General features: G+C 35.7%; 12 protein-coding genes and 1 pseudogene. 4 read left to right on the top strand and 9 right to left on the bottom strand.

Features of this window, described 5'->3' with window-relative positions; all coding sequences use genetic code 11:
* Window positions 1-326 precede the first annotated feature (326 nt).
* The 3 genes from AAHB12_RS24385 to AAHB12_RS24395 all read right to left on the bottom strand — a co-directional run bounded on the left by AAHB12_RS24385 (window position 327) and on the right by AAHB12_RS24395 (window position 1,494).
* Window positions 327-572, bottom strand: a complete 246-nt coding sequence (locus AAHB12_RS24385) for a YueH family protein (protein WP_342047666.1) — start codon at window positions 570-572, stop codon at window positions 327-329.
* Window positions 569-1,129: a recombinase family protein gene (locus AAHB12_RS24390; protein ID WP_342047668.1), complete on the bottom strand. Its 561-nt coding sequence runs from the start codon at window positions 1,127-1,129 to the stop codon at window positions 569-571. Before AAHB12_RS24390 ends, AAHB12_RS24385 begins: the two co-directional genes overlap by 4 nt.
* Window positions 1,130-1,323: 194 nt before the next feature.
* A complete protein-coding gene (locus tag AAHB12_RS24395) occupies window positions 1,324-1,494 on the bottom strand; it encodes a hypothetical protein (protein ID WP_342047670.1) in 171 nt (56 codons plus the stop codon).
* A 677-nt stretch (window positions 1,495-2,171) separates the two neighbouring features.
* On the opposite strand from AAHB12_RS24395, the gene AAHB12_RS24400 reads away from it, so the two are divergent.
* Window positions 2,172-3,413, top strand: a complete 1,242-nt coding sequence (locus AAHB12_RS24400) for a hypothetical protein (RefSeq protein ID WP_342047672.1) — start codon at window positions 2,172-2,174, stop codon at window positions 3,411-3,413.
* A 392-nt stretch (window positions 3,414-3,805) separates the two neighbouring features.
* On the opposite strand, the gene AAHB12_RS24405 is transcribed toward AAHB12_RS24400, so the two are convergent.
* From AAHB12_RS24405 to AAHB12_RS24415, 3 genes are all read right to left on the bottom strand, one after another.
* Complete coding sequence (locus AAHB12_RS24405; protein ID WP_342047674.1) at window positions 3,806-4,813, bottom strand: DUF3231 family protein; 1,008 nt, start codon at window positions 4,811-4,813, stop codon at window positions 3,806-3,808.
* 388 nt (window positions 4,814-5,201) lie between these two features.
* Window positions 5,202-6,305: a GerAB/ArcD/ProY family transporter gene (locus AAHB12_RS24410; RefSeq protein ID WP_342047675.1), complete on the bottom strand. Its 1,104-nt coding sequence runs from the start codon at window positions 6,303-6,305 to the stop codon at window positions 5,202-5,204.
* 779 nt (window positions 6,306-7,084) lie between these two features.
* Window positions 7,085-8,104 (bottom strand): hypothetical protein, encoded by a 1,020-nt coding sequence (locus AAHB12_RS24415; RefSeq protein ID WP_342047677.1) that lies wholly within the window; start codon window positions 8,102-8,104, stop codon window positions 7,085-7,087.
* Window positions 8,105-9,133: 1,029 nt separating this feature from the next.
* Here AAHB12_RS24415 and AAHB12_RS24420 point away from each other — a divergent pair.
* Window positions 9,134-9,436 carry a hypothetical protein gene (locus tag AAHB12_RS24420; protein ID WP_129728287.1) on the top strand — a complete coding sequence of 101 codons (303 nt, stop codon included), beginning with the start codon at window positions 9,134-9,136 and terminating at the stop codon, window positions 9,434-9,436.
* A gap of 462 nt (window positions 9,437-9,898) precedes the next feature.
* On the opposite strand, the pseudogene AAHB12_RS24425 reads toward AAHB12_RS24420, so the two are convergent.
* Window positions 9,899-10,438, bottom strand: a pseudogene (locus AAHB12_RS24425) (ABC transporter ATP-binding protein); the annotation flags it as partial.
* 601 nt (window positions 10,439-11,039) lie between these two features.
* Between AAHB12_RS24425 and AAHB12_RS24430 the strand changes: the two are divergent.
* The gene (locus AAHB12_RS24430) at window positions 11,040-11,243 is read left to right on the top strand and encodes a LysR family transcriptional regulator (protein ID WP_129728284.1); all 204 of its coding nucleotides are present in this window, start codon (window positions 11,040-11,042) and stop codon (window positions 11,241-11,243) included.
* A gap of 32 nt (window positions 11,244-11,275) precedes the next feature.
* Here AAHB12_RS24430 and AAHB12_RS24435 read toward each other — a convergent pair whose 3' ends face one another.
* Together AAHB12_RS24435 and AAHB12_RS24440 are read right to left on the bottom strand one after the other, a co-directional pair.
* The gene (locus AAHB12_RS24435; protein ID WP_129728283.1) at window positions 11,276-11,806 is read right to left on the bottom strand and encodes a GNAT family N-acetyltransferase; all 531 of its coding nucleotides are present in this window, start codon (window positions 11,804-11,806) and stop codon (window positions 11,276-11,278) included.
* Window positions 11,807-11,831: 25 nt separating this feature from the next.
* A complete protein-coding gene (locus tag AAHB12_RS24440; protein WP_129728282.1) occupies window positions 11,832-12,284 on the bottom strand; it encodes a MarR family winged helix-turn-helix transcriptional regulator in 453 nt (150 codons plus the stop codon).
* A 116-nt stretch (window positions 12,285-12,400) separates the two neighbouring features.
* Between AAHB12_RS24440 and AAHB12_RS24445 the strand changes: the two genes are divergently transcribed.
* Window positions 12,401-13,045, top strand: a complete 645-nt coding sequence (locus AAHB12_RS24445) for a YczE/YyaS/YitT family protein (RefSeq protein ID WP_342047680.1) — start codon at window positions 12,401-12,403, stop codon at window positions 13,043-13,045.
* The last annotated feature ends 44 nt before the right edge of the window (window positions 13,046-13,089 follow it).

A 13,089-nucleotide genomic window follows, 5' to 3' on the forward strand; every position in this document is an offset into this window, starting at 1 on the left:
GGGTGGAGATTTTTTGAGTGGTCTCACTCAAAAAATACTACCCGTTCCTTGCAGAATTTTTAGCCTTTAAGATAGTAATAATAAGAAACTAAATTATATTGATATGCAAGATTTTTCCTTGTTCAGCAATAGCAGACGTCTGAGGAAATGATATTATCCTATGTTATGGAAGGGTAAAGCTACCGCGCTTCGCTTGGTGGGATTACAAAAAAAGGTGCGAGCAAGTCGCACTCTTTTTTTGTAATCTGCAATTTTCAGTTATGTATATTATATTCATGTGAAATTTCCATAATAAACTATTATCGGAACTCAATGTATCTTGGGCATTAGTTTCCGGTCATTAAGAATTGGTAAACCTTATCGGTTATTTGTATGGCTGTTGAATCATCTAAAATACCTTTCAGTGCTTCTTTAAACTGTTGCTTGTCCTTTTGATCGTTGTCGCTAATAGTCCATAGATAACACCAGCTCCAAGCTGGTACAGATATTAGCGTGTATGTTTCTGTATGCGAAAAATATAGTTCCGGCTTTTGTTCCGGTAACTCAAACGTTTTAACTTCAATTGTCATCATTTTGCTACCTCTCGTTTCTTCTTTTCCCTAATTAGAGTACTTTTAGATATTCCAGTCATGCTCTCAACTTCTTTATAGGAATGGGTTTTTAATATCTCTAAAGCATGTTCAATTTGCTTTTTGCTAAACTTATTCGGTCTACCTTCTCTAAAGTCCCCACGCTGTTTAGCAATAGCCTTGCCTTCTTGCGTCCGTTCTACAATCATATCCCGTTCAAACTCAGCAAAGGCACTCAGGATATTAAAGATTAAACGTCCTGTAGGGGTGTTTTCCACCAGGCCCATATTTAGAATGTGAACCTTTACCCCTCTTTCAAATAATTCCTTCACTGTCCTGATACCATGTTCAGTAGTACGGGCAAAACGGTCTAATTTTGTTACTACCAGTGTATCACCTTCTTTTAACATTTCTAGTAGCTCTGTAAAAACAGGACGCTCTGTCTTTGTCCCTGTGAATTTCTCGGAGTAAATCTTGTCACAGTTTTCATTTTCCAGTGTCTGTAATTGACTCTCTAGATCTTGATTTACTGTACTTACCCTTACATAGCCGTATTTCACATGTAATTTCCCCTTCTATTTATGACACTAAGATTTGACACCTGTAGATCCCTTGATACTACAGGACTTCAAAAATGGTGTCAATACTTATGAGTTATGAAACCTTTTATTCTTGTCGATACAAACATACAGGAAATTAAATAACAAAAGAGACGGCAATTTTCCGCCGTCTTTTTTGTTATACGTGTTAGTCACTAATCTGAGTCCCCATCTCCTCCATCATCCGAGCCTTCATTATCTTCAAGGAAGTCAGCAAATTTATGATTATTCTTCATGGGATCATCTGAAGTATCTGCAGAATTAAATTTACGTACAATGTATGCTAAAAGAGTAACACCTGCCAAATAACAAAGAGCCTCAATCATATTAGTTCTCCCTCCTCAATATCAGTACATTCAGGAATAAAAACTAATAGTACAACTCTTTGTAATTAGTTAACATAATCATGCTTATCGGGAGTCAATGTGTCTCATATACTATAAAAAACCTCTTCAGAGCACAAAGTCTGAAGAGGTTTCTTGTTCACATAATCAAGTGTTATCAGTAGTTACTTTTGAGAGAAAATCTACTGGTTTGTTACTAGTAATCCAAGCCATACAATAAAGGAATATGTGGGTATCACAAACAAGATCGACAACCAAACTTTACGTTTTTTTATTTTTATTGCTGTACATGCATAGAGTAGGGGAAAAATTAAAGCCCATATAAAAAAACGAGGCGTAGCAGCTAAGTACAGTGATGAAGGTACAATTAATATTGCGGAAATGATTAGAAAGTATGATTTTTTGAAGTATATTCCAATCAGTGAGAATATAACTGAGGCAATCATAAAAGGCCAAAACATGAATTGTATCCAATCAAACTCCATTTCTTTACCTCCTTCAAAAGTATTTATAGTTTACATAATTTCCGTTCTCGGAAGTAAATGGTAAATTCGTTTAGAAAACTTATTGAAGAAAGATAAGATATATATTTTTAGGTTTTAATGAATCTCAATGGTTAATAATACTAAAGATGGTGGTTATTAGCTGGAGGAAGAGTCATGGATAACTTTAAAAATACAAACAAGGCACGTCGCTATAAAGCTCATGTGAGTATTTTTGGAACCACACAAATTCACTTAAGGAACCCGTGGACTGTTGCCTTGTGGTCTGTTGCTTTTCCTGGATTTGGACATTTTCTCTTGAGTAAATATCTTCGAGCATTTGCTTTATTTATATGGGAAATTTTTATCAATCAAACAACTCACCTTAACCAAGCAATGGTTTATTCGTTCACAGGTGATATTGAAGCTGCAAAAGAGGTATTGGATGTTAGATTCATGCTGATGTATATCCCTGTTTACCTGTTTGCGATTTGGGATAGTTATCGTACAACCGTGGATTTGAATAAAATTTATGTCCTCGCTGAAAGAGAAAATGCTCGATTCAATTCGTTTACCATAAGTGCTTTTGAAATTAATTATCTTGATAAGAGAAATCCTTTGATGGCTATGTTTTGGGCGATGACTATCCCTAGCGTAGGACAACTTTATGTCCATAGGATTGTGCTTGCTGTTTTCACACTCATATGGACGGCAGTTTTTATGTATTATTCACGATTTTTGGAGGGGTTTCAATATCTTTTTCTAGGAGACATCAGCAAATCTACGGATGTCTTAAATCCACAATGGCTGCTGTATCTTCCTTCATTTTACTTTTTTACCATTTATGACGCTTATACCAGCACCGTGGAAAATAACAAATTATTTGAAAAAGAACAAAAGAAATACTTAAAAAGTCACTACCAACGTTCTGCTTTTAACATACAGAATATAAGCAAGGTGAATCAGGTGCAAATTTTTGCTACTTTTGAGTATTCAACATATTTAGAATTAGCTATTAGTGAACTAGAGGAAAATGGTATCTACGGGATTTTGGCTGTTCCTCTAAATAATAGGGTGGAGGAACGAAAAATCTTTGATAATCTTCATCAATCTGATGGAGTTTCTCTCATTTCTAAAGGAATGATATTTGCTTTCCTCTTTTCAGTAATTGGTGCCAGTAGGGGATTTGTACTGGAATGGGGACCCATCTATTGGGGATTAATCGGAGCAGGAAGTGGTTTCCTCCTTGGTTTTCTAATCGATGTATTTATAAACAAAGTAATTAAAAAAAAACAGAGGATTTTAAGAGGGAAAAATTCAGAAGTGATTCTTATCGTGGAGTGTGAGGAGCATCAAAAAGAGCATGTAAAGAACATTCTCTGGAAACAGCTAGCCTTAGGATTATCAGAGTTAAATTAAACTTGTTTCTAATTGCTTAAAATGTTAACTGCACATGTATATTCTATACATGTGCAGTTAACATAATCCCTCATTATCGGGAGTCAATAAATCTATCGAACCCCATATTTATCGAATGTAAACTTTTGTATAAAGAACTACATAAACATTCAAGAACGGGCAATATTAAATGTGTGGGTATTCCTTCACAAGAGTACCTCCTATTAAGTGTTTCTTGCTAGTTTATGAAAAGCCATGTTCTCTTCCCGTTAGGAACATGGCTTTTTATGTTCAATACAATCTTTCGCATCAAAGTATACATTCATTTCTTTAACTTTATTGTGTTTTGAGAAGGGGATAATACGCTAAAGAAAAAATAGAAAACTGTCTTTTTAGGCTACTTGTTTACATAACTATGTTGAAGCTAATTGATCCCGATCAACAGCCTGTGGTGGTTGTTCCATCCATCCCTGATCAATCGCTATATTGGCTGCATCCTCAACATAGAGACTGATGTCTGCCAAAAATTTTGCATACATTGCACCTATGTCACGTCTTCCATTAAGGGATGCACCATTCGCGTATGTTCTGATTCTCATGGAGAACATATCAATTTTATGATATAGCATCAATTTATCTGAAAAAGGTGAAGTCGTAGATGTACTGACTAAGTGTTCTAGGGATGTAAGAGACGGCAAATTCTCGTTATACAATTTCTCAGAACAGATTTCTAAATGCTTGTCAGTAAGCTCCTTCCCTCTGATAAAAAACTGACGAACTTGTTCATCCTGAGCTACTTGACTAAAAGCAAGTAATAACACTTTGCTTGTCACATTGTTCTCCATATTCTCATAAAGATGTGTAATCTCTAAAGCATGAAGGGGTCTAGCCTGTCCGAAGAAACCCTTCAAATAACTTTGTTTTTTTACAAAATCAACTTGGGTAGGTACCGGAATGATTGGGGGCTTCGTTAAAAAGCCTTTTGCCATTAGTACCTGATTGATCTCAGTAATCAGCTGTACCGTCGAGTTAAGGGCATTCGTGAAGAAATCTCTTGTAGCTTCTCTTGTCATTAGGGGGACTGCAATGGAATACAGACTGATTCCCGCTTTGCCCGTATATTTTAGATAATGAAGATAAAACTGATCTGAAAACAACCGAGGGGCGTCTAAATTCACGTCTGTCTCTGTAAATCCAACCGGTAAAGGAAAGTGTTCCGCAATAAAAATTTCTTTTATATTTTGCAGCAATGATTCGCTTAAATGTAAAGCGTGGTCTAACACTTTTTTGATATCTAGATCTTCAATGTGTTGAAGGTAATGACTCATTATACATTTAGACATGCTGTTGCCCATATACGTTGCCCAAAGTTTCCCCATTTCAGTAGCTGTTAACTGTTCATGACCGTGGCTTGTTTCCAATGTATAAACAACCTCCTATTTCATGCATCAAAGAATAATATGCCCAAAACAGACAGGAAATACAAACCAGCCCCACCAGCACGTCCAGTAAAAATAAAAAACAGCCAGGGCGAGGCTGTTTTTTAGGTGACTAGTGGGTTCACCAGAAATAACTTATAGGAGGTTGTCCCCAGAGAAATACCCACTTGTTTAATATGCTTCCTTCTTAGAACTTTTATTTATGGATTTCTGCTAAAAAATGCAGCTACCATTCGCTAAGAACAAAAAGCAGTTCCTCGCTTTAGGGGCGCTAGTTGACATAAGATTCGATCTAGGAAGTTAAAAAAGCCCTCGGATTTGTTTAAATTCGGTGGCTTTGGATAGCATAGAGGTTATTATGTTTTTGATTTCAATCTATTTTTCCTTTGAAACCATTTCGAATTATGGAAACAAGTAACATAACCAACGGTATGATTACCATAATAGGCGGGAAAATGAGATATTGTGCCGTTTTCTGCCCTTCTTCAATATGTTCCGCAAAATTTATGGCAATCGCCATTGATAAAAAGATAAGGATAATCCCAGTTGGCAAAACAATTTGTTGATGATTTTTCAAATTGAACAAATCGACTATGCCGATTACTGCACTATAAAAAAGAATGGATATTTTGAAAAACATAAGGATGAGAAGGGTAAGGACAACAAGAGCATCCAGCCGTTGTAAAAACTCCATAAGATTGACTTTTGCGATGCTTGATAACAAAGGAAAAGTAGATCTTTCCACTACTTCGACACTAAGAACGGCAATATTTAAACTGGTTGTCCAAGCTAGGCTAATACCGCTTGAAAACAAGGCAAACAGCCCAACTTTTTTCGCTAATTCAGGCCGATTTAAATAAGGAAACAACATAGTGAAAGCAATTATTTCTCCAAAAGGAAAAAAAGTAAGCAACGGAAATGCTGTCGTTAAGATAGGTTTCCATCCATTTTCAAGAACCGGCTGCAAATTATCGATATCAACATTACCTGAAGCGAGTATTAAAAAGTTTCCTATGAACCCGAAAAAGATTAGAATGACAATAAATACCTCTGCTGTCCTTGCTAATACTTCAATTCCTAGAGAAAGTACATAACAAATAGCAAGAACCAACAGAATGTTGATCGCCAATAACGGTGTTTTCCTCAATGTTGAGGAAAGCAGCAAATCACCAAAGTCACGCAAATCTCGGGCTGCATCGTACAAAAGGAATAGGACGTATAATAGACCGATTATCCATCCAACGTATTTACCAAGTATCTTCCTAGCATATCCGGTCAACGGCAGGTTCGGATATTGAAGAAATAAAAAGTAATAAATAAAGAATAAGACAATTCCACCACATAGCCCTAAAAGAGTCGCAATCCAAGCATCTTTTTTAGCAGTTATTCCATAACTTACGACCAGTGCACTTCCAAGTTCGAATATAAACATCATGACAAATAGTTGAATGGCACTAATTTTTGCTTTCTCCATCGTCTAAGAGATCTTCCCTCCATTATCCATTACACGGATTGATCCACACGTTTATACGGCGTCTCATCTAGTCATTTATCCTATCCTACTTTCCTATTCTCAATACTTTTAGGGGGTAACGAATGCATACTATATTCATGTTAGGTTTACATAATCCCACATTATCGGAAGTAGCCATGCCCAGGGCATCCGCACCAATACTGGGTTTCTCGCAATCTCTGAAATTATTACGTATGCAGGATTTTATGCAATGCTTTAGTGGTGCGGGTTTGTCGTCCCGATGTCTCGCTAAAGCTCCCTATTTCTTGCATAAAATCCTGCATATTTTTAGGACATATTTTAGTTATTTCAAAGATATACTAACAAGGAAATGGACAAGAGCTCCTCTACTTGCAAGTTTGTTCATTTCTCCTTCTTGTTTTTTGGCGCACCCCTCTTTTTTCAACGGCCGAGAGGGGTGTTACCGTTTGTTTAGTTATGATTTAGCCCCCATAAAGTCCTGCTCATCCTCTATCTTAATTAGCTAATTGTAGCTTTATAATAAAGTTTGATTAAAAATCACGAATTATGCTTAATTTCATCGCATTTAAAAAGCTATCGTTTTGAGTAAAGATTGATCAAAACGATAGCTTTCTTTTATTTTTAAGAACTGTTTTTATAAATAAGTTTGATTATTTTAGATCTCCTTATTCCATTAACGCACCACGTTAGTTGAATTAAAATACTTACTGGACACCAACCTTCTTATGAAATGAAGAATCGCTAACTTTATCTTTATTTTATATCCACCATTCTGTATCCCAGTAATCTTTTTGGTTACTAAAAAGAGTACCATCATAAATCCATGCGGCTAATTTTTGAAAGATTTGTTGAAGTTCTTGTGCTAATTCCTCATCGTATTCAGACAACTTACTAAGTAGGTTGAGATACCGCTCCTTCGGTGAAGGATGTTCCTCACTAGGTTCATCTGGTTTTGCTTCAGGAAGTGCCAGCATTAGAATCACCATTAAAGGGGCAAATAGATAATTCTTTTTTCTTCTCTTGAGCCCTTTAATTACAAGATCCAATCCAAAGTTATCTGCCTCAAATTCATCTAAACGTTTTCTTTCAGGTGTTGCGTCGGACTCTGTATGTTTTAAGACATGATGTCCAATTTCATGTCCTATTATAAACGACATACCTGCTTCAAATAAGTCTGTTGTTATATGTTGCTTGTGTGTAATGTCTTTTGCATCTAGCACTATACCTTCCTCTTTAACTTGACCGTTCATTATTTTATCTAAGAACGCATTCTTGTTCACCAAATGCAATAAGCTTTCTTGCATGTCTATAAGTTGGTTCAAATATTCCCCATTCTTTACATTAGTATGTAAGCTATATAAATAAGAAGAAGTCAAATCGCACATTAGTTTCATTTGTAAATCTATATCAAAGTTCATAATGATTAGATAACCCTCGGATTCCTCGTCCATATTCATTGCTTCCACTGTCATTCCGGGCGTGCCCATATAACCAATGTAGACTTTTTTGAGCTCCTCAAACAGTTCTTCGTCTTTACCCTCTGCGTCCCTAAGAAAATTCAGAACTAAACTATTAATAAAAAAATCATTACTGAACCATTTTTCTCTTCCTAATCCATAATTCGTCGCATCACCATACTCTTCTTGCAATTTTAACATTCTGTCTGTACTAGGACTAGGCGTATGTTCTGCCATGTATTCATCCCAATCTTCCTTTGCTCCTAAGTTTCTATCTAAAAATCTATATTTAGCAGATTTTTTCTTTACGATAATAACCAACCTCTCAACTTTAAATTTTAATATTCACCATCATTCTTATACTCCATATATTAAGAATGATTAAATTGAATTACGTTTATTTCGTTTGTCTTTTATCAAAGATTTTCATTAAAAAGAAAAAAATATAACTACCATTATACTATCTTTAAAAAATCAGTAATGGTATAAGTTGAAAAATATAAAAATGTAGTTAAGCTCATCTTGAAAATTCTCCCTTTTTCAACTTTTTTAATATAATATTAATGGTAATTATACTGGATATATCCACTACTGTAATTTGGGGGAATTTCGCCTTTTTTCATTAGAATTTCAAATTATCCTTATTGCACTAAACTACCATATAGTTTAAGTACATTCCTTCACATTCCCCATCTATTTTAACATTAATATCCAATTTCCCAGAAGATATCATCTACAATCTGTCCCTTTAGTGGAGTAACTTGATTGCCACTCAACAGTTCCTTAATCCACCTTTCAGTTCAGATCTTCTTTTCACTTTTTACTATAAAAACACCCCTTTAGTCTTTGCATCAGAACCGTTTATCCTAGTTTTTTCATCAAACTTTTAACAGCAGAAACTACAACTTAAAAAATCTGTTAATCTGAATATATTTATAACCTTTGAACATAATGTGGTTTTTTAATAATATGTTATAATTTTGGTATTATTTTCATTTATAAGTTGGAGGAACATGAATTTGATTTTTTCAAAGATTATAGACTATTACGCATTAAACCTCATAAACGGGTTTCACAGAAACAAAAGCAAAGAATCCCAATAGACATATCTTCCTACTCAGACACTAAAATGATGGATAGGGAAGTATTTTACCAAGCATATCCGGCCGACGTTCTTTTCGATCTATCCTAGATACGCATGCATGACGGTAACAAAGTTATCAGGTAGCGTAGGTTTGGAGTTGAAGAAAGGTGAGTGACTTTGGTAAATTATTTGAGGAGAGCAGTAAAAAGCTTAGGTTTTGGGGAGAATCAATTGAGATAATACAAGACTAAAAAGGGGATGAAAACATGGACAAGCCAAAGGCTTCTCAAGTAATAGAATTAGAGAAATATCGCGACAAGGTAGGTGAGAAAGAACTACGTCTTTTAGAAATTTATAGGGATAGAGCTAAGTACTACGCTTTAGCATGGGAAGCTGAATACTATGATGATGAAGTATTGGCGGCAGAATTTCGGGCGAAAGCTGATAGTTTGAATAAAGAATCGTATGACGTATGGGGAGAAATAAAAGGATTGAGTAAAGAAGAAGTTAGACTTGAGTATGAGAGAGCAGTTAAGTTGATAGCGGAACACACTAAAGGACACATCTGAACATGATGTGTCCTTTAGTGTGTTCCCAAAGGTATACCTTTAGGTACTTTTAGCCCGGCTACACTCACCGCACTTATTCCGCTTATTTCATAGAATCTTTTGTTGATAATGAACCAATTCTATTAATTATTATTGAAATTGATGTAAATTTCATAAAGTGTACAAAAAAATCATGGAGCATCCCCCACCGTTCAGGCTAGAGGGATAGGCGCACAGCCATGATCAATGCTGAAAGATATTTATATCGGCTATGTCGACAAGTTTAGGCTGCCACATCTCTACGTGTAAAAAAGAGCCAGGAAATTAGATTGAACACGAGGAAATAGACAGCAAGTACCCCGATGGAAAAGGACAATGTCATTCCCTCTTGGAAAGGATGTCCAGTCAGGTACTGGGTGAGATCGGTGTTGGCCAACAAAAGATACTTACTCCAATCGAACCGCTGAAGTGCCTCCAGAACAATATTGCCCGCAAATAATCGCGCAGCTCGCGAATTCCCGCCGGGTCAAGACCATTCGTCGGTTCGTCGAGAATGAGCAGGGACGGCCGATGCAACAGTGCTTGGGCGACTCCCAGACGCTGGCGCATGCCGAGCGAGTACTTTTTGACTTTGTCATGGATGCGGTTTTCTAGCTTAACCAGCGACACCACTTCATCAATCCGTTCCTTAGTTACCCCCGGCACCATGCGGGCATAATGAACGAGGTTATGGTAGCCACTCAGATACTTGTACATTTCTGGACTTTCCACGATGGCACCTACGTGCCGGATTACTTGCTCGAATTCGGTTTTGATATTTTTTCCCTTAATCAGTATTTGACCCTTAGTAATCGACATCAGTCCAACAATCATACGGATTGTGGTGGTTTTTCCAGCCCCATTTGGGCCAAGGAAGCCGAAAATTTCCCCTTGCGGTACGTCAAATGTAAGATCGTCGATGATGGTAGCTCGGCCAATCCGTTTGGTCACATTCCTCAAGCTGATGATAGGTTCGTTGCTCATATAGGTCCTCCTTTAATGATGGATTTAGACGTTTCGTCCTTTTGTTCATAATATTAAATATCCCTACTTTATTACTGAGTGTCTTCGTCACTTTTGTACTCCAGAATATCTCCAGGTTGATACCTGTTTCATAAAAAGCACCTCACTTATTTACTGTCATTTTGAAATTTAACACACTGTTTATCGTTTTCCAATAAATTTTTATTTATTTTTATGTTATTTTTATTGTTAAATAAACTTTAATTTTAAAGAGAACTCACCGTTTGGCGAGTCCTGCTCTTGGACGAACACAGAGGCATAGTTGGACTTACACTGTATTCCTAAAATTTCTGACTACGTCGAATTCGCTTCTAGCTAGAAATTTCTTCTTACAGTGTAAACAAAAATAAAAAGCATTCCTCATTACAAAGAAATGCTCTCTAAATTTAAACTATTGAATTTATAACTTGTTCAACTAACCTAACCGTTCGTTTAAGTGAAGCACTTTACAAATAAGCTTTGACCAGTATTCTTATTTTTACCGTTTCCTCCACATTCACTCTGTGCTGATAATACCGGTCAATATGGTCTGTCCCGAGTCCTTTCAGGAAAGCTTCCACTTTTGTCCAAATCTGCTGCTGCGATTATGAAGCAGATGAATCTATTGGAGGCACATATCGGCGTTCATATTTTAATCCGGACCAATCATGGTACCCGTCTCACGGATGCTGGAAAGTCCCTCTATAAAGTCGCCCAATTTTTAATGGAGTATTATGAAGAAGTCAGCCAACGAGCAGGCCAGATCGTAAGTATGTCATCCGTGTAGGAACCTCAATACAGGAAGTACGTACAAGGAGTTTATTCTCCAGCTAACTCCAATTCTTTAGTCATAATAAAATCTGTCTGTTTTTCATCTCCCATGTAAAAGGCATGAGCTCCAGTTTGAACAAACCCCATTTTCTGATAAAAGGCAATAGCATTTTCATTTTTTTCCCATACGCCTAGCCAGATTTTCTTTTTATTACATTCCAACGCAATTTCTATAGCCTTATTTAGCAGATATTTACCAAGCCCATGTTTTTGAAATTTGCTCTTTATATAAACCCTCTCGATTTCAAGTGATTCATCACCCATCTCTTCCGACTGAGCATCATTGGTATTGACCTTTAAATATCCAGCAACTTCATTATTAAAATAAACAAACAAGAATTGCGAAGAAATATTGGATAATTCTTTTTCTAATTGTTTTAAGTTAAATGCCCTTTCCAAATAGGCGTTCATATTTTCGAGCGAATTCTGATGCTTAAAGGTCTCACTAAATGTTTCATAACTAATTTCTTGAAGTTTGCGTGAATCTTCAAGGATACACTTTTTTATATCTATAGTCATTTAAATACGTCGCTCCCTTATACAATCAATAATTTCTCTTGTTTCCCTTTTTTACAAATTCCCAGTCTTTTTCTACATTTTTTCTTACTCTTTGAAGAAGATTGAAAATGGTTTCTACTTCTGTTTCGGAAAATCCCTCTAATGCAACGATATCGGAATAATCATGTTCTCTTTTTATAAAAGGATAAACATTTTTCCCTTTCTCTGTTGGAAAGAGTTTTTTATTTTTTTTGTTATGTTTATCTTCCTTTTTTTCAATAAAGCCATTCATTTCAAGTTTTTTTATAGCACGAGCTGCTGTTGTTCGATCTACTTTTATCATCTCAGCTAACTTTTCTTGAATGATTCCTGGGTTTTCACATATTCGCACAAGGTACAAATACTGCCCTTTTGTAAGTTCAAATTCTTTAAATTCTATATTACTTATAGAATCTAATGCCCTTGCTATCATTCCAATTTCACGAAGAATTTCCTTCATAATTAACTCCTTAGTATGTATTTTGTTGCAAATACAACAAAAATGGCATATATTAAATATAACTTAATTTTGTTGCATTTGCAACAAAAAAAACAATAATAAAGAGGTCGAATCAAGTGAAATATGTTTTTTATGTATTAGGAATTTTAGTATTAACCCTTGGTATTTCTTTCACCATACAATCAGACCTTGGAACTTCACCTTTTGATGCACTTTTAGTAGGACTGTCCATAAATGTGGGGCTTACTGTGGGAAGTTGGGAAATCATACTGGCTTTAATATTGATATGTTGTAATTCATTTTTAAAAAGACAAAGACCAGAAGTTTTAGGGTTGTTAACAGCATTTATAACAGGTATTGGTATTGATATGTGGCTTTTTTTATTACACAATTTGATAACACCCGAACTATGGTACAGCAAAGTTGTTTGTTTTGGAATCGGCTTAGTTGTTATCGGATTAGGAACTGCAACATATTTACACACAAATTTTGCACCGATTCCAATTGACCGATTAACATTAATCATACAAGAATTAACTAGAACAAACATATTTTTTTCGAGAACATTCATTTACCTCGTATTCTTGATAATGGCAATGATTTTACATGGACCAATTGGCATTGGAACTTTATTAACCGTTTGTTTAGGAGGGCTAATACTTAATTACTTTATGCCATTTACTGAAAAAGTATTAGGCCGCATATTAACACACTCTAGTGCATCACCAAATTATGCTAAAGATAAAAACCATTCAATATAGAATTTTTCTTATTCAACTAGCCTGCCCGTAGTTGAACAAGGAAC

Source organism: Bacillus sp. OTU530 (genome assembly GCF_038440375.1).

Bases quoted from the DNA above. Each gene is read 5' to 3' on its own strand.
- AAHB12_RS24400 (WP_342047672.1), top strand. From the start codon at position 2,172: ATGGATAACTTTAAAAATACAAACAAGGCACGTCGCTATAAAGCTCAT.
- AAHB12_RS24395 (WP_342047670.1), bottom strand. From the start codon at position 1,494: ATGATTGAGGCTCTTTGTTATTTGGCAGGTGTTACTCTTTTAGCATAC.
- AAHB12_RS24410 (WP_342047675.1), bottom strand. From the start codon at position 6,305: ATGGAGAAAGCAAAAATTAGTGCCATTCAACTATTTGTCATGATGTTT.
- AAHB12_RS24385 (WP_342047666.1), bottom strand. From the start codon at position 572: ATGATGACAATTGAAGTTAAAACGTTTGAGTTACCGGAACAAAAGCCG.
- AAHB12_RS24440 (WP_129728282.1), bottom strand. From the start codon at position 12,284: ATGAAGGAAATTCTTCGTGAAATTGGAATGATAGCAAGGGCATTAGAT.
- AAHB12_RS24420 (WP_129728287.1), top strand. From the start codon at position 9,134: ATGGACAAGCCAAAGGCTTCTCAAGTAATAGAATTAGAGAAATATCGC.
- AAHB12_RS24435 (WP_129728283.1), bottom strand. From the start codon at position 11,806: ATGACTATAGATATAAAAAAGTGTATCCTTGAAGATTCACGCAAACTT.